The sequence below is a fragment of the Pontibacter cellulosilyticus genome, assembly GCF_014306105.1.
Taxonomy (GTDB): domain Bacteria; phylum Bacteroidota; class Bacteroidia; order Cytophagales; family Hymenobacteraceae; genus Pontibacter; species Pontibacter cellulosilyticus.
In genome coordinates, this window is the sequence record NZ_JACRVF010000008.1 from 1 (window position 1) to 19,943 (window position 19,943).

Annotated in this window: 16 protein-coding genes; 7 read left to right on the forward strand and 9 right to left on the reverse strand. The window is 44.3% G+C overall.

Going from position 1 to position 19,943, the window contains the following annotated elements; translation table 11 throughout:
* The first annotated feature begins 206 nt into the window (after positions 1–206).
* From H8S84_RS19215 to H8S84_RS19235, 5 genes are all read left to right on the forward strand, one after another.
* A complete protein-coding gene (locus H8S84_RS19215; RefSeq protein WP_089320658.1) occupies positions 207–452 on the forward strand; it encodes an AbrB/MazE/SpoVT family DNA-binding domain-containing protein in 246 nt (81 codons plus the stop codon).
* Complete coding sequence (locus tag H8S84_RS19220) at positions 443–766, forward strand: type II toxin-antitoxin system PemK/MazF family toxin (RefSeq protein ID WP_187069017.1); 324 nt, start codon at positions 443–445, stop codon at positions 764–766. Before H8S84_RS19215 ends, H8S84_RS19220 begins: the two co-directional genes overlap by 10 nt.
* A gap of 145 nt (positions 767–911) precedes the next feature.
* A complete protein-coding gene (locus tag H8S84_RS20385) occupies positions 912–1,202 on the forward strand; it encodes a DUF1272 domain-containing protein (protein ID WP_187069018.1) in 291 nt (96 codons plus the stop codon).
* Positions 1,203–1,637: 435 nt separating this feature from the next.
* Positions 1,638–1,967, forward strand: coding sequence for a hypothetical protein (locus H8S84_RS19230; RefSeq protein WP_187069019.1), 330 nt, complete (start codon positions 1,638–1,640; stop codon positions 1,965–1,967).
* A 537-nt stretch (positions 1,968–2,504) separates the two neighbouring features.
* Complete coding sequence (locus H8S84_RS19235; protein WP_187069020.1) at positions 2,505–4,832, forward strand: ABC transporter permease; 2,328 nt, start codon at positions 2,505–2,507, stop codon at positions 4,830–4,832.
* A gap of 253 nt (positions 4,833–5,085) precedes the next feature.
* Here H8S84_RS19235 and H8S84_RS19240 read toward each other — a convergent pair whose 3' ends face one another.
* From H8S84_RS19240 to H8S84_RS19255, 4 genes are all read right to left on the reverse strand, one after another.
* Entirely contained in the window at positions 5,086–5,901 is an 816-nt protein-coding gene (locus tag H8S84_RS19240; protein ID WP_187069021.1) for a purine-nucleoside phosphorylase, read from the reverse strand.
* A gap of 287 nt (positions 5,902–6,188) precedes the next feature.
* A complete protein-coding gene (sppA, locus tag H8S84_RS19245) occupies positions 6,189–7,949 on the reverse strand; it encodes a signal peptide peptidase SppA (RefSeq protein WP_187069022.1) in 1,761 nt (586 codons plus the stop codon).
* A gap of 244 nt (positions 7,950–8,193) precedes the next feature.
* A complete protein-coding gene (locus H8S84_RS19250; protein WP_187069116.1) occupies positions 8,194–9,462 on the reverse strand; it encodes a replication-associated recombination protein A in 1,269 nt (422 codons plus the stop codon).
* Positions 9,463–9,622: 160 nt separating this feature from the next.
* Positions 9,623–10,780 carry an AI-2E family transporter gene (locus H8S84_RS19255; RefSeq protein ID WP_187069023.1) on the reverse strand — a complete coding sequence of 386 codons (1,158 nt, stop codon included), beginning with the start codon at positions 10,778–10,780 and terminating at the stop codon, positions 9,623–9,625.
* A 68-nt stretch (positions 10,781–10,848) separates the two neighbouring features.
* On the opposite strand from H8S84_RS19255, the gene H8S84_RS19260 reads away from it, so the two are divergent.
* Positions 10,849–11,754 carry a DMT family transporter gene (locus H8S84_RS19260; protein ID WP_187069024.1) on the forward strand — a complete coding sequence of 302 codons (906 nt, stop codon included), beginning with the start codon at positions 10,849–10,851 and terminating at the stop codon, positions 11,752–11,754.
* Between the two features lie 48 nt (positions 11,755–11,802).
* On the opposite strand, the gene H8S84_RS19265 is transcribed toward H8S84_RS19260, so the two are convergent.
* The 4 genes from H8S84_RS19265 to H8S84_RS19280 all read right to left on the reverse strand — a co-directional run bounded on the left by H8S84_RS19265 (position 11,803) and on the right by H8S84_RS19280 (position 17,250).
* Positions 11,803–13,923 carry a multicopper oxidase domain-containing protein gene (locus H8S84_RS19265; protein ID WP_187069025.1) on the reverse strand — a complete coding sequence of 707 codons (2,121 nt, stop codon included), beginning with the start codon at positions 13,921–13,923 and terminating at the stop codon, positions 11,803–11,805.
* 270 nt (positions 13,924–14,193) lie between these two features.
* Positions 14,194–15,180: a YpdA family putative bacillithiol disulfide reductase gene (locus H8S84_RS19270; protein WP_187069118.1), complete on the reverse strand. Its 987-nt coding sequence runs from the start codon at positions 15,178–15,180 to the stop codon at positions 14,194–14,196.
* 81 nt (positions 15,181–15,261) lie between these two features.
* Positions 15,262–16,479 carry a multidrug effflux MFS transporter gene (locus H8S84_RS19275; protein WP_187069026.1) on the reverse strand — a complete coding sequence of 406 codons (1,218 nt, stop codon included), beginning with the start codon at positions 16,477–16,479 and terminating at the stop codon, positions 15,262–15,264.
* Between the two features lie 249 nt (positions 16,480–16,728).
* Entirely contained in the window at positions 16,729–17,250 is a 522-nt protein-coding gene (locus tag H8S84_RS19280; RefSeq protein ID WP_187069027.1) for a GNAT family N-acetyltransferase, read from the reverse strand.
* Between the two features lie 293 nt (positions 17,251–17,543).
* Here H8S84_RS19280 and H8S84_RS19285 point away from each other — a divergent pair, with 293 nt between their 5' ends.
* Complete coding sequence (locus H8S84_RS19285; RefSeq protein WP_187069028.1) at positions 17,544–17,819, forward strand: glycine zipper domain-containing protein; 276 nt, start codon at positions 17,544–17,546, stop codon at positions 17,817–17,819.
* A 250-nt stretch (positions 17,820–18,069) separates the two neighbouring features.
* On the opposite strand, the gene H8S84_RS19290 is transcribed toward H8S84_RS19285, so the two are convergent.
* Positions 18,070–19,443, reverse strand: coding sequence for a DEAD/DEAH box helicase (locus tag H8S84_RS19290; RefSeq protein ID WP_187069119.1), 1,374 nt, complete (start codon positions 19,441–19,443; stop codon positions 18,070–18,072).
* Positions 19,444–19,943: the final 500 nt, after the last annotated feature.

Below are 19,943 nucleotides of genomic sequence, written 5' to 3' on the forward strand. Positions count from 1 at the left end.
TTTTTCCCTTGTTTTTACACTCGCAGTACCGGGAGAAAAAGGGAAAAACAACCCCGGCCAACAACACCCATAAGACAGTGAACTAAGTCGGACAAGCTTCACCGTCTAATGGCCTTTTACGTTACCTATCATAGTAATCTATAGAACTTTGTCTTGGAATCAAGCGTTAATGTAATAACTTTGTAATTACATTAAATAGAAGTACTATGGAAGTATCAATCATCCAAATAGGGAATTCAAAAGGGCTTCGGCTGACCAAGTCTATTCTGGACAGGTATAACATCAAGGATAAAGTTGAGCTTATTCTGGAAAAAGGGCAGATTATTTTAAAGCCAGTTGAGCATCCAAGAAAAGGCTGGGACAAGGCCTTCAGGAAAATGCATGAAAACGGAGATGACCAGCTTTTACTGGATGATGTGTTTGGCGATGAAAGCTTTGACGAATGGAAATAAGCCAGTACGAAATTGTCTTGGTGAATCTTGACCCTACTGTAGGAAGTGAAATACAGAAAACAAGACCATGTGTAGTGATATCCCCTGATGAAATTAATCATAACCTAAGAACAGTAGTTATCGCGCCGATGACCACCAAGAGTCGTAGCTACCCTACTCGTGTGAAAGTGAAGCACAACAACCAAGCTGGGTGGGTAGTGATTGACCAGATACGGACTATTGATAAAGTCCGTATTGTCAAAGTGTTAGGAAACCTAACCCCTTCCGAAATAGCTGCCTGTAAAAGTGTGATTAAAGAAACCTTCGTGGACTAATAAAAGAACAACGAATAGGTAACCCAGTTCAGCCTTAACCCTTGCTACGCTTCGGGCTTCTGCTGCACAAGACGTTGGTGGCAAGCCCAACAATTCAGACAGCATACCTGAAAAGAAAATTAAACCAAATTCCTATCAACTAAAAATGCTTGAATTAAGACCCATTTGTGAAAATTGTGAGAAAGCCCTACCTAATGATAGTACAGAAGCAATGATCTGTACCTTCGAGTGTACATTCTGCAAAGATTGCGTTGATGAAATTTTACATAATGTCTGTCCTAATTGTGGCGGAGGTTTCGAAAAACGACCTATAAGACCTAAAGATAAGTTACTTAAGTATCCTGCTATGAAAGACAAGTATTCTAAGCCTGTAGACATAGAAAGGTTTTCTGCATTGTTACACAGAAACAAGGACATTCAACCCAACGAAAGATAAGCTAGAGATAATATAGATTCTGCCTTTAAGGAAACTAAACACAAACGAAAACCTGGAAAGAGCATTAGGCCTGGAAACCAAATCTCCTCTTGGAGAAGAATGAATGATGCCTGCCACTAACATGCTGTACCCAAAACTGCTGGTTCTGTTGTAATTCTAACGGCTATTCATTACGTTAGCATACTATAGGCAGAAAGGAAACTACCTTTACTTGCCGCAGCATCGGGTACAGCCAATCCGTTAGCCACAACTAGAACGAAGAAAAAGCTTATTATATCAATAAAAAGAACCAAGTTAATGCTTCAATCAAAGTAACTGCTATAAGATTGTGAATATTTTACTATTATGTGATTTACAATCAGCTAAAATTCCATGTCTCTTGCCAGAGAAGAACTTTAGTTCTAAATTAATAACAGAAATAAATTATTAACCCAGATGTGGACAACTGAATCTATTTGGTTTGAAATAGCAATAGTAAGTATCATATATGCAGTAGGCAATATACTAATGGGACATTTTGAGGAAAGGACTCCAAAAATTCGAAGAGTAGGCAAATATATATTGACGCTTTTTATAGTTTGTGGAATCTCCATTTATATTGGTAGAGAGGTGTCGATGATATTTCTTGCAGCTTTCATTATTCCATTGCTTTACATTCATGCATTTTATTTGCCCAAGAAAAAAGGTATAAACGGTTGGACAGGAGAACCAAAAAGCAAATACTATGAATTTCGTAATTGGGATAAGAATATCTTCAATAAATAAAGGCTGTGGCTAAAAAAAGTAAATGCAAGCGAGGATGTGTTGGTTCTTGCCAGTCTCCGAGGTCCGCTACTCGAAAAGCTTAATCCAAAGGTAACGGTTTATTAAACCTAGCCAGCATTTACTCAACCGTTAGTGACAATGTCCTTCCGTATAAATCGGCAAATACTCCCAGACAACAAAGAAACGTTTGAGAATCCTACCAATAATCTTTGAGGCAAACCCCCATTGAGACAGAAGTGAGTGGCACATTATCAGCTATATGCAACATTTAGTCTGTTTTGCCATCTGTGCTTCTTTGATCCTGAACATTCATCGGTTTCATCACATCTTTAGGCCATTTAATCACATTTAGTTGTTGCTTTTCTAAATCATCCATATTCTTACTTCTATAAACCCTTTCCTTAAGAATTAAGGGGCATAAAGTATAATATTAGTGAGGTAAGCTTATAGAATTAACCCAAACTTTGCCAATAGAGTAGAGGGGGATTATTCCTCAGTATTTGGCTTCTTTTTCAATAATAGTCAGCACTTTAAATTATGATAAAGAATAATCTAAAAATCGCCATACGGATACTCTGGAAAAACAAACTTTTTTCATTGGTCAATATACTGAGCTTGTCGTTGAGTATGGCGGTTGGTGTTATTCTTTTTACATTCATAAAAGCCACTCACGATACAGACCATTTTCATCCAAAATTAAATCAAATAGTACGGATACTCACGCAGGAAACAAATGCGGTGGAACAAGCCAAATGGGCAACAGCTCCATTGCCATTGGCTGCTCAGATAGATAGCATCTCCTCTGTCGAAAAAACGGTAAAAGTACGCCTGGCAGGAAAACATAACTTGCAAACCGACGGAGGTGATGTGCCTATTGACATAAAATTTTCAGAGCCTTCTTTTTTTGATGTTTTTGGCTTTAAATTGTTGTCAGGTAATGCACAAAGTCTTAGCACTAATCCCACCATCCTTTTTATAACTGAAAAAACAGCAGAAAAAATATTTGGCAACGCCAATCCTTTAGGGATGACGGTTCGATTTGAAAAATTAGGATCTTATACCGTCGGGGGAATTATCCAGAACCCACCTTTAGAAACACACCTACCCATTGAGGCAATGCTTTCTATTGATGCTGCTGAAATGCTTGAAAAAAATGGAGCAATCAGTAGTATTTCACAAAATTGGGGAGACTTCAAGAGTTCAGCAATTTATGCACGTCTAAAATCAGAAGATCATTTAAAGCAGCTCAATATAACGCTCCAAAACTATAACCAGAAATTGGAAAAAAGTAATCTTCAATTTTTGGCACAACCCCTAGAGTCTATTACCCCTCGAAACAATGACATCAAAAATGACCACGATGCGGGCACAGATTGGACGGGTATAAATACGCAGCTGTTTTTAATTCTAGCCTTAACCCTTTTATCTGCTTTCAACTATATCAGTTTGACATTGGCGCGTGCCTTCTCCCGAGCGCGAGAAGTAGGTATTCGCAAAACGCTAGGCGCCACAAGAGGGCAGATTATCGGTCAGTTTTTAATGGAATCGACTCTTGTTTCCCTGTTTGCTTTGTTGTTTACAGTGCCATGTGTTGAAGTTTTAACCCACTATATACCCGAAATGGATGTGGCGTTTTCTTATGATCCAACCTTAATCTTAGGCTTGTTAACCTACGCCGTTATCACAGGCTTAGTCGCTGGGGCATTTCCGTCATGGCTATTGTCAGCGTTTCAGCCCATACAGGTTTTGCGTAAAATGAAGAATATTAAGCTGTTCCGGAGTATTGCTATTTACAAAGCTTTAATTGTCGTACAGTTTTCAGTGACCATCATGCTGATGATAGTGGTTGTCATAGTAGCCGATTATGAAATGAAAAATCTTGCAGTCATTAACTCAACCGTGTCACCTAATGTGCTGACACTTGATTTAAGAGGTGAAAAATATGAAAACCTGCAAAACGAAATAAGCCAGCTAAGCCAGGTAGAGACGACTTTGGCGACTAATTGGTACTATAAACCGATGAAAAAGGGCAAATCTTCTGTAACATTAAATGATAAAGTTTTGGAAATGTATTACGTAAGTATTGACCCAAAAACAATCGAAACAGAAGGTATCAGCTTAAAATCTGGACAAAATTTCCCCGAAAATATGTCCCAGAATAGTGAGCAATATGTGTTGGTGAATGAAGCTGCCGCAAAATTATTGGAATCTGAATCGGAAAATTTAGTGGGGCAAACGCTATTACTGGACTCTGCCTATGTACAAGTCATTGGCATCATGCCCAATGAAATTATTGGCGAAACAAATCCTTTACTATATAGGTATTTGCCAAATGAAATAGCCACCTTGACTATAAAAATAAATCCGAATACAGAATTGGAAGCAACCAAAGCTATTCAATCCATATGGGAAAGCCATTTTCCTGAAAAAACAGCAAATCTTCAAAATTTAAAGGCTGGTTATTTAAGAATTGGAGATAGATTAGGTTCTATTGGAGGCTTAGCCCTTATCGTCATGATAATAGCTGGTCTGGGCATTTTAGGCATAGCTAGTTACTCCGTAGAAACACGCACTAAAGAATTGGGCATAAGAAAAGTATTGGGAGCAAGCAACAAAGAATTGGTATGGATAGCTACGAAAAATTTTGGCATTCTTATCCTGCTTGCCGGACTTATTGGTGTTCCGGCTGGCTTGTTTGGCGGTGATTTAATCAGACAAGATTTAGGCAGCAGGCTTGTTGATTTAAGTTTTAAAAATGTAAGCGTAGGCTTTGGTTTGGTTGCCATAGTCGGGTTACTGACTGTCCTATCCCAAACCATTCGAGCGGCGCATGTTGAACCTGTAAAAGTGTTAAAGGCAGAGTAAATAAGGTAAAACATGCATTAGCAGATTATAACGATGGCGAGACAATTGATTCTATTCCTTGACGCCATGACGACAATATAACAACCGACTATAAGTTGAGAGAAGGAGGGCACATGTTGTTATCCAAATTTAAAACTTTACATTTTTGACAAAGACTATTTTCAATTCTAAACATACTACGCTGATAACTTATGGGCAAAAAAATAAGGGCGAGGTTTAATCCCGCCCTTATTTTATACTCTGCCAAAAGCTATTATTGTATCCTTACCAGCTCTCTGATAATTTTTGTCATTTTAGGTTCGGCAACGGCTGCCGCCTCTAATATATCCTTAAGCACAACTTTCTTGATTCTGTCTGGCGTACCCATGTCTGTGATAACAGAGATAGCAAATACAGGCATACCCATGTGGCGCGCAGCAATTACTTCCGGTATCGTAGACATGCCCACAGCATCGGCACCAATAATACGAATATAATTATACTCTGCTGGTGTTTCCAACATTGGGCCCTGTACACTGGCATACACACCCTCGCGCAGTTCAAAACCCAGATCCTCGGCTATAACCATGGCCTGGCGCACCATCTCCTCATCATAAGCATCACTCATGTCCGGGAAGCGTGGCCCCAGCTCATCCAGGTTTTTGCCGATAAGCGGGTTTCCTGGCAGCAGGTTAATATGGTCTGTGATCACCATCAGGTCGCTGGTGTTAAAGGCAGGGTTCAAACCACCTGATGCATTGGACACGAACAGTTTCCTGATGCCCATTAGCTTCATTACACGCACCGGAAAAACCAGCTGCTCCATACTGTAGCCTTCGTAATAATGGAAACGGCCCTGCATTACTATTACCGCTCTGCCTGCCAGTTTACCAAAAATAAGCTTACCTGAGTGGCTCTCTACCGTAGACACCGGGAAGTTAGGAATCTCGGAATACGGTATGCTGTGCTCCACCTCTACATCGTTTACAAGCGCTCCAAGGCCAGTGCCAAGTATAATACCGAATTCCGGAGCGAAGCCACCAATGCGGTGTTGCAGATAGCTGGCAGACTCCTGTAATAGTTGCATCATATTATTAATGTTGAATGAGTTGTTGAGTGAATAGGTGAATAACGTTTTATGTTTTGCAAGCGCGAAGTAACAAGCTTACCTTATCAGTTAAAATGACTTTCATCATCCCTTGTACTTTGTGCTGCAGTTATACTTACCAGCTCTGGTAAGAGACCGAACATATAGACTGGCAAGTTGCAAAAAAATAGGATGCCCTAAAAACAAAACTGCCTTTGGATGCATAATCCAAAGGCAGTTTTAATGCTATTGCGGTGTTCCTATAGCACACACTTTAGCCATTAAGCGTATTACTGAATGATGAGTTCGTATGGCATACGCGCCTGCGCACCCTTCAAGTGCTCCACTTTTTTGTATAGCTTATAATATGGGTAAAGCTCGCCCAGCTCAGCTTTTACAGACTGCTCTTTCACCTGCGATCCCATGTCTCCAAACATCTCATCCAGGAAAGACTTTCGTGCCGGCAGTTCTTTCAGACGATAGTCATCTTCGATACCAGCTTTTTTAGCGGCGATGGCAATGGCTGTCTCCAGGCCACCGTGTACATCTACAAGGTTACGTTGCTTTGCCTCGGCACCTGACCATACTCTGCCTGATGCATATTCTTTCAGCTTGTCCTGTGTCATGTTACGGCCTTGTGCGGCTTTGCTGGTAAATGTTTCGTAGATCTGGTTTATCTGATTCTGCACGATCTGCTTTTCCTCGGCTGTCATAGGGCGGGTAATGGTTGGCGCCTCAGAGAACTTGCCTGTGCTTACGTGGTCTACTGTGATGCCCATTTTCTCGTTCAGGAAGCCCTGAATGTTAGGAATTACGCCAAACACGCCTATACTTCCGGTGATGGTGTTAGGGTGCGCCACAATGGTATCGCAGCCCATGGCCATATAGTAACCGCCAGAGGCAGCCACATCAGACATAGAAGCTATTACCGGCTTTACTTTTTTGGTTAGCTGTATCTCGCGCCACATAATATCAGAGGCTAGTGCGCTGCCACCCGGAGAACTAATGCGAAGCACTACTGCCTTCACGTTCTCGTCCATGCGGGCCTTACGGATAGCATCAGCATACTTGCGGCCGCCAATGTTGTCATCGTCACCATCACCGTCTACAATGTCACCTTCGGCATAAATTACAGCAATGCGGTTTTTGGAAGTGCTGCCGTCTTTATCCTTTACTTTCTTATACTTCGAAAGCTGCACCAGTTCCAGCTTGTCCTTTTCCTCTTTGCCTATTTTAGACTTCATGTAGCTAATGGCTTCGTCGTAGTAACCGACGTCAGTGATCAGCTTGTAACGTTTTGCATCTTTAGGGTCGCGTACCAGCAGGTTGTCCTGCACATTTTTAAGCTCAGACGCGCTAACGTTTCTGGCTTTGGCAATGTTCTGCAGTTGGTAATCGTTAATAGAGTTTAGGAAAGAGTTTAGCTGCTCACGGTTAGCATCGCTGGCCTTCTCCAGGAAGAAAGGCTCTACAGCGCTTTTGTAGGTACCCACTTTAAAAATCTGGGCCTCGATGTTGAGTTTATCCAACAACTTTTTAAAGAAGAACATCTCAGAGCTCATGCCATTAAACTCGATTGTGCCCATCGGGTTCAGGTAAATCTTATCGGCTACAGACGAGACATAGTATGCTTTCTCCATCGACAGATCGGTGTAAGATACCACAAACTTACCTGACTTCTTAAAGTCGATCAGTTCGTTGCGAATCTCTTCCAGCTTACCCATTCCGGCATCTACAAAAGACATGTTCAGGAAAATGCCTTCGATGTTGTCGTCGGTTTTTGCTCTACGGATGGCCGCTTTTATTTGGTCCAGGCCGTCAGAGCTGCTGAGGGAGCCAAACGAAAAGCCTAGTTCAGCAAATGGGTTTTTAGGATCTCGTTCCAGAATTGGCTTATCCAGCTTTAACTCCAGCACAGAGCCTTCTGTAATTTTAACCTCATCGTCGGAGGCAGCGCTGGCTATAATGCCAACCATTATCAGTATACTGATGAAGCCAAATATGAGCAAGCCTACAATAGTAGCCAACACATATTTTAAGAAGTTTAACATATAGGTTTTTAGTGTTTGTTATACTTGGATTAAAAGGATGCTATACGTAGCCCCACTCTACAATAAACAAAAATAGTGCATATAGTTCAAGCTAATACCGCCTTCTCGACAAACGCAGCTATTGTATAGACCAAATTTAAAGAGTTCTGAGTTATGAGTTCTGAGTGCTGAGTTTGGTTTATACTTAGGATTTATACTTGTCGGTGTCTTTGTTGCTTAAGGAGATGTATTTCGTATTTCGCAATTAATATTTATACTTCTTCCCCCATTGTGCCTGCAGTTGTTTTAGCAGGTCGCGTTCGCGGGCGTTGTTGCCGGGCTGGTAAAGAGCCGTGTTGCTTAGTTCCTGCGGCATAAACTCCTGCTGCACAAAGTTGCCTTCATAGTCGTGGGCATATTTGTAGTTGTTGCCGTAGCCGATCTCCTTCATCAGCTTAGTTGGGGCATTGCGAATGTGCAAGGGCACAGGCAAATTACCGGTTTGCTGCACCAGCTGCCTTGCCGTTTTGATTGCCTTGTAGGAGGCGTTGCTTTTAGGGGATGTAGCCAAGTATACCGTACATTGCGAAAGTATGATCTCCGCCTCCGGGTACCCAATCATTTGCACCGCCTGAAAACAGGAAGTAGCCATAAGTAAAGCGTTAGAGTTTGCCAGGCCGATATCTTCAGAAGCGGCAATAAGCAGGCGACGTGCAATAAACTTGGGATCTTCGCCGCCCTCTATCATACGTGCCAACCAATACACAGCCGCATTGGGATCAGAGCCACGAATAGATTTGATGTAGGCCGATACAAGGTCGTAATGCATTTCACCGGACTTGTCGTACATTACGATGTTCTGCTGCGCTACCTGCTTTACCAGCTCGTTGGTTACTACAACTTCGTCGGCTTTTACTCCTTCGGCTACAATCTCGAGCAGGTTCAGGAGCTTACGCGCATCCCCACCCGAAATCGTTAGCAGCGCTTCATATTCTTCTATGCGTACTTTGCGGTGCTGCATCCACTCATCCTGCTCCAGCGCCTTATCCACTAGTTCTATCAGTTCATCTTTGGTAAGGTGCTTCAGGATGTATACCTGGCAGCGAGACAGCAAAGCCGATATCACCTCAAAAGACGGATTCTCGGTAGTGGCACCAACCAACGTAACAATGCCTTTCTCCACGGCTCCCAGCAAGGCATCCTGCTGCGACTTGTTAAAGCGGTGAATCTCGTCGATAAACAGCACCGTACCCTGTCGCTTTTTGGCCTGGTCTATAACTTCGCGGATATCCTTTACACCGGAATTGATCGCACTCAGCGCCACAAAAGGCACCTTCATCTGGTTGGCTATGATGTTAGCCAGCGTGGTCTTTCCTACCCCCGGAGGCCCCCATAAAATCATACTTGGTATTACGCCTCCTTCAATGTAGCGGCGCAGGATACCATCTGGCCCAACCAGGTGCTTTTGTCCGTAATACTGATCTAAGTTGTGCGGCCGCATGCGTTCGGCCAAGGGTATGTTCGGATGATTCATCTGCTCTATACTTTCTCCGGATTCGGTACTTAACAAAGCTACAAAATTGAGGACAAAAGACTACTCTTCTTACACCCTTTGCACCTTAGCGCACGTTGCGGTTAAAACTAAACGCTAAGAACTCAAAATGTAGTTAAGATTTTTTATATCTAAAGGCATTCTATACATCCTCATGCGGCGGTTCTATTTCGTTCTGCCTTTTTAGCTGCTCATGCACTGCCTCGCTTTTTTTGCGAAGAGCAGGTACTCTCATTGGGCTTCTTTCAGGTCTTTCATCACCAAACAACACACCCCATTGCCTGAATTTTTGGCTCCGATCAAATACAATTTTAAGTATGGCAATAATCGGTAGCGACAGAAACATGCCTGCAATACCCGCAATCTCTCCGGCCACGAGCACCCCTACAATGGTTGCCATAGCGTTTATTTTTACTTTAGAACCCACAATGCGCGGCATAAGTATGTTGTTATCCAGAAACTGCGCACCTGCAATTACACCCAGAACTGTAATTATCGGCCACAGCTCAGACGACGAAGCAAGCGTTAACAGCACACCGATGATGTTACCCAACAAGGCTCCTACATAAGGTATCAGGTTTAGGAAGGCAAAAATCACCCCGATCAGCAGGGCATGTTTAATTCCGATGATTAACAGCGTACCTCCTACCAGCACTGTCATGTAGCTTACCTGTATAAGCAGTCCGAAAAGGTAGCTTTTGATAATGATCTGCATTTCGTGCAGGGCCTCTCCCACTCTACCGTGCATCTCTTCCGGGAACCAAAGAAACACAAAGCGCAACAGCAGGTTACGGTAAAAAAGCATAAGGAAAATGTAAATCGGCAGCAAGCCGACAAATACGAAGATGGATGTAACAGACAAGGCCGCACCACTCAGAAAACTACCTGCATAGTTCAATATGGTACTGCTGCGGGTTCGGATAAACTCCATTTGCTCCTCCGAAGAGTATGGAGAATGCTCCTCTACCCAGGTGCTAAGCGAGTTTAAATGGCCCATCACGTTTTGCTGTATTGTAGGGAAATCGCGCACCAGGTTGCTTATTTGTGAAGAAAAGAACCAGACAACTAACCCTAATACCACAATTAGTGCCAGCAAGCTAACCGCAATGGCCAGCATCTCCGGAAACTTAAGCCGGCAGAGAAACTGGAGAAGCGGCAGCAGCATAATGCTGATGAAAAATGCCATGAATATTGGGGCCAGTATACCATTGCCCAGCACAATTATCCATCCCAGGAAGAATAGCCCCATTACCTCTATGGCACGACGCACTGTAATAGGCAAACTGTAGAAAGAATTCATATATCGATTGTCTGTTTGTTTTTCAACTCTTATACGGAGCAAAGGAAATAAGCACGTACCTTTGCACCATGAATAAGCAAGTACAGGTGCATGGGGCGCTGTTTTTGGTGGCATTGATCTACGGCAGCAACTACAGCATCGCGAAAGAAGTAATGCCCACTTACGTTGGTCCGTTTGGGTTGATTGTGATTCGGGTAGTGTCGGCGGCTCTGTTTTTTGGGATCTTTTCGAGGATGGTGACAAAGGAGAAGATAGTGGGCAAGGCAGATAACCTGCGCGTTATACTTTGTGGCGTTACAGGCGTGGCCGTGAATCAACTTTGCTTTTTTGCAGGACTCAACTTAACAGCACCAATTAATGCGGCCCTGCTGATGGTAATTGTGCCGGTGGTGGTGCTTTTGTTTTCAGCTATACTTCTGAGAGAGCGGGTAAGCAAACGAAAAGTAAGCGGTATAGTGATAGCCTGCACTGGAGCCCTTTTGCTGATCTACAACTCACGCGGTGAGGCTACCACAGGCAACATCTGGGGCGATATGCTTATCATCTTAAACGCTACCTCTTTTGGTTTATACCTGGTGCTGGTAAAGCCACTGATGCAGAAGTATAAAGCCATTACCATCGTGAGCCGCATTTTTACAGTGGGCTCTGTGCTGGTAGTACCGTTTGGCTTTAATCAGCTTCTAACTCCCGATTACAGCAGTTTTCCGACCACAATCTGGCTGGCTATACTTTTTATGGTGTTTGCCGTTACCATCATTGCCTATTTGTTAAACACCTGGGCGTTGCGTTATGCCAATCCGTCGTTGGTGGGGGCTTATATTTACCTGCAGCCGGTTATGGCTATACTTACTGCTGTAGGCTTGGGCAAAGATGTGTTTACCTTGGAGAAGGCACTGTATGCCTTACTTATTTTTGCAGGAGTATACCTGGTGAGCCGAACCAAGCAGCGGCTGCCTGCAAAGCAGGTATCTTAAACAAAGAGCCCTGCTATAGGCAGGGCTTTCTGTTTCCATCCTAAAATATTATCTGGCAAGCACCAACCGGCTGCGATGTAATTTGTTGTTAACTTCAACTTCGCAGATATACATACCGGATTGCATGTCTTCGGCAAATATCTCAAGTTTATGACTGCCAACTGATAGCTGTTTTGACGGCACCTCCCTAACAACACGGCCACTTAAGTCGATCAGGCGAACTGCTACAGCAACTGTCTCTTTTATATCTAGCTGCACAGTGGCAGCAGTAGAGAACGGGTTCGGATAAACCTGGTAAGCTCCATTTTCAAAAGCAACTTCACTTGCCTTCTTAACTTGCTGGCTGTGGCTGGCTACCATATTTGCCGGCATGGCACCTACATAGTATGGCCGCATCATTTCATGGTCCTCATGCGAAAGTATATGGCAGTGCCACACATAACGCCCTGGCCTGTCAAAAGTAGCGATCAGCCTGGTAACCTCACCGGGTGCTATCGGGTAAGTGTCTTTTCTTCCCTGCTGTCCGCGCTCCGGACGTAAAGGTACACTTGTAAAATTAACCCCAGATAACTTACCTATTGCCTCATCTTCAGGGCTTCCATAAACAGGCACAAACTTTTGGGAGTTAATTGCCCTGAACGAAACCAGGTGCAGGTGAATAGGATGCGAGTCTGGTGTCAAGTTGTAAATTTCCCAAACTTCCGTCGCGTTTAGCGCCGGATTCTCTGTGATTGGTTCGTGCCAGTCCAGGGCACCCTCCTCAAAGGTTCCTAACATAGGCTTAAGCCTGCCATACTCATCCTCACCCTCAAATAAGATAAGCTTTCGTACCTTCAGATTCTTTGTGTTTATTTCAGTAGGCACAGGTTGTAACCCTTTAGCCAAGAGGCCTCTTACTTTTGAAAGCGAATAATTTGTGTTAAGGGATTTGGTTACTTCGAAAGCCATGATCTGAGAAGCTCCTTCTCCTACCGGATCCCCGTCAGGGAAAGGTATGTTTGCATCGTTTGTGAAAATAATCTGTTTTCCCCACAAAGCAGGATCAGAGAAATCGATCACAATGTCTTTTCGTTCACCAGGTGCAATCAGTATCTCCGTCTGCTTAACGGGTACCTGAAGCAGGCCATTGTCTGATCCTACCTGCCATATCTTCACTTCTTCAGTTAGTTTTAAGTTATAGAATCTGGAGTCGGAGCCATTTAGTAAACGAAAACGGTACTCTCTTGGCTCTACCTCAAGCTTAGGCCAGGCTTTGCCATTAACCAGTATGATATCACCAAAAAACTCAGGAAGTATACTTGGCTCCGGCGCATCGTCCATCTCCATGCCGTGCATTTCCCCTTCTGCCTCAGACGGATAAAACAGCTGCCCATCGGTAGTGAACATGCGGTCCTGAATAGCCAGGCCAATATCATATTCATCGGCAGGTAGTATGTTTCTTGCCTTTAGGTCTTGCTCATTATCATCCGTCAGAAGATAAAATCCAGCCAGACCGGCGTACACGTTTAAACGGGTTATGCCAAGGGCGTGATCATGGTACCATAGCGTGGCCGCTTCCTGATCATTATCATAGCGATAAGGGATGTTGGAACCTTTAACATAATGAGGACCCACTACTGCGCCGTTCGGAGTATACCATGCCTCAGGCAGGCCGTCACTAGCAGACTCAGTATGCCCTCCGTGTAAGTGGGTTACAATGGGCACTCCTAACTCGGTTTCCCAATCGTCAATATCTTCTTCGTCAATGTAATCTCTGAGTGCCCAATGTATACTTACATCAACAGGCAGCAGGTGAGGCAGATAGGCTCCAGTACCGTTGTTACCCGTTGTTAGCTGGTTAAGCCAATACACCTGCACCGGCACATTTTTTCTTGCAACAATAGTTGGACCTGGATATTGGCCATTATAACCCCACACTTTAGTTTTTACACCTAAGCCAAGACCAAGGTCCTGCTCAATTTGTGTAATTGAAATTTCAAGGGGATTGCCACCTGCCCGTGCATCAATAACCCCCGGACCGGGAACAGGCCTAACGAGCGGGAGCGGGTTAACAAATTTGGGAACAGCAGCCGGAGAAAGCAATTGCTGCCCGGAGAGTGGCAGATACGCTATTAAAAATATGATTAAAACTGTTACCGTACGAGGTATCTGAAAGTATAAAAGTAACATAGCATATAACAGGAGGAAAGTAAAAAACCATTTAGCAACAAGCGCTACTGAACCAGCAGTAATGGAGTGTCTTATGTTATACGCTTTTACTTATATAAAATACTATTAATTAGCTAGTTAATACCATAGATACACTTTACATCAATGGCTATTTACGTACAATTCCGAAAATCTAAATGCTTAGTAAGTCTCAAAAGAGGATGGATTGAGGCAAAAACTATCTGCAACAAAATGGACTGCTACAACTCTATACCCAAAGCAGCCTCTTTACTAAAAAGCTTTTTCCTGCTCCGCTGCCTGTAGAATATGCTCCACAATTTTTACAGCATGTATTCTGGAGTTCTCAATAAACCAAACACGTGTATCCATGCCGCCACAAACTACGCCTGCCAGGTACATGCTGGGCATGTTGGTTTCCATGGTTTCGGGGTTATGTGTTGGGTGGCGCTTTTCGTCGAGTGAAAGCTCAATCCCTATGCTCTTCAGGAAATCGAAGTTTGGCTGATAACCCGTCATGGCCATTACATAGTCGTTGGCTAGCGTTACTTTGCCCTGTGGTGTCAAGATATCCACTTCTGATTCGCGCACTTCTGTTAAAACAGAGCTGAAGTATGCTTTAATAGAACCTTCGTCGATGCGGTTCTGCAGGTCGGGCTTTACCCAGTATTTTATACTTTGCAGCTCCGGTTCGCGCACCACCATGGTTACTTCGGCTCCTCTGCGCCATGTTTCCAAGGCTACGTCGGCCGCCGAATTGTTAGCTCCCACTACTACTATCTTTTGCTTGTAGTAAAAGTGCGGGTCGTAGTAGTAGTGTTTTACCTTTGGCAGATCCTCGCCGGGTATGTTCAGCAGGTTTGGGATGTCGTAGAAGCCGGTAGCGATGATAATGTGCTTTGCTTTATACTTGCCTTTGCTGGTGCTTACCAAGTATACTTCATCTGTACCGGGCTTTATACTTTGCACCTCCTCAAACAGCCGTAAATTTAGATCACTAACGTCGGCTACTCTACGATAATACTCCAGCGCCTCCATGCGGTTTGGTTTTGGATGGATAGAGGGAAAAGGATAGCCCCCGATCTCCAGCCTGTCGGCAGTAGAAAAGAAGGTCATGTGCAGGGGATAGTTGAACAGGGAATTAACCAGGCACCCTTTCTCAATGATTGTGTAGCTCAGGTTTGCTTTTTTTGCCTCAATACCACAGGCTAAGCCTATGGGCCCTCCTCCTACTATCAATACGTCCAGTAGCTCTTCCAAATCTCCTGTTACTTTAGATCTTATACTTTGTGTTCCTGCCGGTTCTTTTACTGAGCACAATGTTTGCCCCCAAGATTGATTCTACACCTTGTCCTGGGCAGTGATCATAAGGGTGCGCTCGCTGTACCTCTTAAAGCCTACTAACAGGCTTAAGCTGATAATTGTTGTTCCTGCCATTACACCCATCATAGGCATAGCTGTTCCGTTATGAAATGTACTTATTACAGCAGAGGCAATAGCACCTACTGCCATTTGCGCGCTGCCCATTAAAGCAGAGGCACTGCCTGCGTTTCGTGCAAAAGGCGCCAGAGCCAGCGCAGAAGCATTGGGAGACAACACGCCTAGGCAGAACAGGTAGCTAAAGATAAGTATGAGCGAGACCGATGCACTTAAAAAACCAGCGTAGTTACCGAACAGCAACAGCATGCCTGCCACAAACTGCACTGCTCCGGCTCCTAAGGTAATCTGCGCCGAGGTTCTTTTACGCAGCATCAGGTTGTTAAACTGGCTACCTGCAATAAAGCCGAAGGCATTCATACCAAACACCCAGCCGTAGTGCGTCTCGGATAGTCCGAAAATCTCCATGAACACAAAAGGCGACCCTGTAATATAGGCAAACAAACCTGCCTGCGCCGTGCTGGCTGCAAAAGCATACGTAAGAAAAACAGGGCTTCTAAGCACACCTAAAAACTCTCCGAGCACACGCTTCGGTTTTAGCGACATGCTTGGGTCTGCACCTCTGCTTTCAGGCAACAGGAATATGATCAGGAGCATCACCGCAAGGCCTATGGCCGACAGTACAGCAAAGATATACCGCCAGCCTAAGTGTGCCGTAACAAAACCACCCACTGTAGGGGCAATGATAGGGGCCACCCCCATCACCAGCATCAGCATTGAAAACACCTTTGGGATATCCTTTACCGGGAATACATCGCGCACCACGGCACGGCTGGCCACCATCCCTACACAACCGCCTAAAGCAAGCAACAGGCGCAATGCTATCAGCCACTCTACGGTTGGTACAAAGGCACAACCAATAGCGGCAAGTATAAATAGGCTCAGGCCAATCAGCAATGGCTTTTTGCGCCCAAACCGGTCTACCAGTGGCCCATAAATCAATTGCCCTACCGAAATACCGATAAAGTAACTCGTAAGCGACAATGCCACGTGCGAGATGTCGGTTCGCAGGTCTTTGGCAATGGCCGGAAAGCCCGGCAGGTACATATCAATGGCAAAAGGACCCAGGGCAGCCAGTGCGCCTAGTATAAGTATGATTACGTTTTGTTGTTTTTTATCCATTATGGCTTAGCCCTATTACGGCTATAAAAAAGAAAGCAGACCAAAGTAGGACTCAGGCCTGCCACCTATATTTTGCGCTATCTGATAGCTTGTTGTAAAGCGCTTTTCACTACTATACTTCTAAATCTATCCTGCGTTTACTTCTCCTGCAACTGTTACGTTCCGACCGCAAAGATAATAATGTATGTACATTAAATGTTCAACTATCTATTTATTAATAGTTGGATGACCTGGTAAAGTTTAATTGGGCTATAGAGGAAGCTTCATGACGTACATGCCGCGGTACTCTTCTTTCATTTGTTCGAAATCCAGGTTATAAGTGCCGCATTTCTCAAAGCCATTCTGCTCATAGAAGTTCACTGACCTGCTGCTGTCCATAGCTTTTAGCCAGATAACTTTTTTGCCCATCTCCTGTGCAACCTGTTTTGTAAAGTTTACTGCCGCCCTGCCAATGCCTTTACCAGATGCTGATTTGGTGAGGTAAATGCGCTCCAGTTCCATTGCCTCCTCCGCACTGTAGCCTTCTATTTCTTTGCTGATGTTAAACTTTAAAAAGCCAACCAGCTCTTCCTCCGCATAAATAAGAAAAAAAGCGGCGTTAGCGTCTTCCAACTCTTTTTTGAGGGCATCCTCGCTAAAGCAGCGGTTCAGGTACCACATGCCACCGTCGTGCCATAAGTATAAATAATGGTCGCCGTAGGAGTTAATGGCGATATCCTGTAAAGTATAAATATCTGCTGTAGTGCAGGGTGTGATTTTTATGCTTGGCATGTGCTGTAAGTATTCTTCTGAATTATGAACAGGCTTTCCATTAATTAGCTTTAAAGAGCTAAAATTTGCGGAAAAGTTTGAGACTGCAAGTTAGGCAATTACTTTAACTGATGCTGATGCTTAAGATTGCACTGTTTTAGAGTACTTTTCTACATATTTATTGTATTAGGGAGGCAAACACTTAAGCTTAAACACAAACTTATACTGCAGCATGACTACGCAAAATATATACCCCAACAACCTAAACTACAGTTATTTACAATCGTATTACATATATTAACTTCTGTACAACTATGAGAAATTTAAGAGCATCTATATTTATGTTATTGACTGTGTTTCTACTAGGTAGTTGCACAGGAGAAGGCTGGAGCCGCAAAGCAAAAGGCGCTGCTATTGGCGGGGCAACAGGCGCTGCCGTTGGTGGTGCAGTGGGTGGCACCGAAGGCGCCGTGGTAGGTGCGGCGGCAGGTACCGTAGCCGGTGGTGCCATTGGCCGCAAAAAAGACAAGAAGAAAGATAAAAAACGTTACGACAGATACAAAAACAAAGAACAGAACGATAACAGGTAATCTTAGTCCTCAAAAGAAAAGAGACGCAAAGTTTTGCGTCTCTTTTCTTTTGAGGACAGTTGCTTAATTAACCTACGTTCAAGAAATCTATGAGCACCTGTGTCAGTAGCTCCCCAAGTCTTACAGTAGCTGCACGCACTAAGGGATATTCACCTCCTGTTCCCCCTATCAATCCTGTAAGCCTTTATTCAAACAAAAAAGTCCTGCCAGATCATCTCCGGCAGGACTTTAGATTTATACTTTAAGCGAACTATGCGTTAGCTTTTGGTTTATTGCTGCTCCAGCGACGATTTCCGCCACCATTCTGGCTTCTGTTGCCGCCGTTATTACCACCTCCGTTGCGAGGCCCACCGGCTGGTCTGTTAGAGTTTGCACTACCCGAAGCGTTGCTGCTCCCGGCAGGCTTGTTGCCCCAGCGGCTTCTGCCACCGCCGCCGCCGCCACGCTTCTTCTGCTCTTTTACAGTGCTGGCCGCTTCGGCAAAGTCTTTTGCCGTCATTGGGTATGGGTGGTTATCCACTACTGGCACCGCTTTCGAGATCAGTTTCTGAATACCTACTAAATATGCAGTTTCCTCGGCATCGCAAAACGATAAGGCTGTACCACTTGCTCCGGCACGACCTGTACGGCCAATGCGGTGCACGTAAGTTTCGGGCTCGTTTGGAAGCTCGTAATTGATCACATGGCTCAGGTCGTCCACATCAATACCGCGGGCGGCAATATCAGTGGCTACCAGTACACGTGTCTGGCTCTTCTTGAAGTTATCCAAGGCACGTACTCTCGCATTCTGCGACTTGTTGCCATGTATGGCCTCAGCCTGAACGCCAGCTTTGGTCATGTCGCGAGCTACTCTGTCGGCACCATGCTTGGTGCGGGTAAATACAAGCGCGCGGTCAATTTCCCCGTCTTTAAGCAGGTGTATCAGCAGGTTCTTCTTGTCTGATTTCTTTACGTAGTATACTTTCTGCTGAATGGTGTTGGCTGTAGATGATACAGGCGTTACCTCTACCTTGGCAGGATCTACCAGAATAGTATCGGCAAGCTTCATAATCTCCGGAGCCATGGTAGCCGAGAAGAACAATGACTGCCTTTTCTCCGGTATCACTTTCAGCACCTTCTTCACATCATGCACAAAACCCATATCCAGCATGCGGTCCGCCTCATCGAGCACGAACATCTGCAGGTAGCTCAGGTTAATATACTTCTGTGCCATCAGGTCCAATAAACGACCAGGTGTCGCCACCAGTATGTCTACTCCAGCTCTAAGGGCATCGGTTTGCGGACGCTGCGGCACACCACCAAATATCACTGTATGCTTCAGGCCAGTGTTCTTGCCATAGGCTTTCAGGCTGTCCCCGATCTGGATAGCCAGTTCGCGGGTAGGCGTAAGCACAAGTGCCTTAATCTTCTTCTGTCCGTTCTGAGGCTGCGCGTGCAACAACTGAAGTATTGGAATAGAGAAAGCGGCTGTTTTACCGGTACCTGTCTGTGCGCATCCTAAGATGTCGCGCTGCTGCAGTATGTAAGGGATAGCTTGTGCCTGGATGGGAGTTGGTTTAGTGTATCCTTCTGTTTTAAGAGCGTTTAGGATAGGCTCTATCAAATTTAAATTCTCGAATGTCATTAATTGATTTTTCAGTATGAAAGGCTGGCCGTGCAGTAAATTTATAGCCGGCTCAGCTAAGCTTTGATGAACAAGCGCTTTCATCTGAAAGTATAACACAATGCGTGTTCTTGCTCATCCTTTCCACCCTTAACTTATAAAAGAGAACAAAGGTTCTTTTAAAGATTAAAGTATGGATAATAACTGTGCAAAGGTAGCCGTAAGTATGGTCAGTTCCTATATTTAGTTTTGGGGCACGATTTAAGGGCCGCGACGGAGCAAATTTATACTTAAGGTTTAAGCTGTATTCGATATTCAGAGCGAAGGCTTATATACTCCGACCTAAAGACCTTAATAAAAGATTTAAGTTGTCATCTCGACCTTTGGGAGAGATCTCTATAGAACTCCCTCATAGCTAATCCTAATTAGATCTCTCACAGTGTTCGAGATGACAAACTGCGAACGTCTCGCCTTTAGTTGCTTGTATAAGGTTATTACCTATTCCTACAAAAGTAAAATGG

Bases quoted from the DNA above. Each gene is read 5' to 3' on its own strand.
- H8S84_RS19230 (WP_187069019.1), top strand. From the start codon at position 1,638: ATGTGGACAACTGAATCTATTTGGTTTGAAATAGCAATAGTAAGTATC.
- H8S84_RS20385 (WP_187069018.1), top strand. From the start codon at position 912: ATGCTTGAATTAAGACCCATTTGTGAAAATTGTGAGAAAGCCCTACCT.
- H8S84_RS19220 (WP_187069017.1), top strand. From the start codon at position 443: ATGGAAATAAGCCAGTACGAAATTGTCTTGGTGAATCTTGACCCTACT.
- H8S84_RS19255 (WP_187069023.1), bottom strand. From the start codon at position 10,780: ATGAATTCTTTCTACAGTTTGCCTATTACAGTGCGTCGTGCCATAGAG.
- H8S84_RS19240 (WP_187069021.1), bottom strand. From the start codon at position 5,901: ATGATGCAACTATTACAGGAGTCTGCCAGCTATCTGCAACACCGCATT.
- H8S84_RS19260 (WP_187069024.1), top strand. From the start codon at position 10,849: ATGAATAAGCAAGTACAGGTGCATGGGGCGCTGTTTTTGGTGGCATTG.
- H8S84_RS19285 (WP_187069028.1), top strand. From the start codon at position 17,544: ATGAGAAATTTAAGAGCATCTATATTTATGTTATTGACTGTGTTTCTA.
- H8S84_RS19265 (WP_187069025.1), bottom strand. From the start codon at position 13,923: ATGTTACTTTTATACTTTCAGATACCTCGTACGGTAACAGTTTTAATC.
- H8S84_RS19290 (WP_187069119.1), bottom strand. From the start codon at position 19,443: ATGACATTCGAGAATTTAAATTTGATAGAGCCTATCCTAAACGCTCTT.
- H8S84_RS19250 (WP_187069116.1), bottom strand. From the start codon at position 9,462: ATGAATCATCCGAACATACCCTTGGCCGAACGCATGCGGCCGCACAAC.
- H8S84_RS19235 (WP_187069020.1), top strand. From the start codon at position 2,505: ATGATAAAGAATAATCTAAAAATCGCCATACGGATACTCTGGAAAAAC.
- sppA (WP_187069022.1), bottom strand. From the start codon at position 7,949: ATGTTAAACTTCTTAAAATATGTGTTGGCTACTATTGTAGGCTTGCTC.
- H8S84_RS19280 (WP_187069027.1), bottom strand. From the start codon at position 17,250: ATGCCAAGCATAAAAATCACACCCTGCACTACAGCAGATATTTATACT.
- H8S84_RS19215 (WP_089320658.1), top strand. From the start codon at position 207: ATGGAAGTATCAATCATCCAAATAGGGAATTCAAAAGGGCTTCGGCTG.
- H8S84_RS19275 (WP_187069026.1), bottom strand. From the start codon at position 16,479: ATGGATAAAAAACAACAAAACGTAATCATACTTATACTAGGCGCACTG.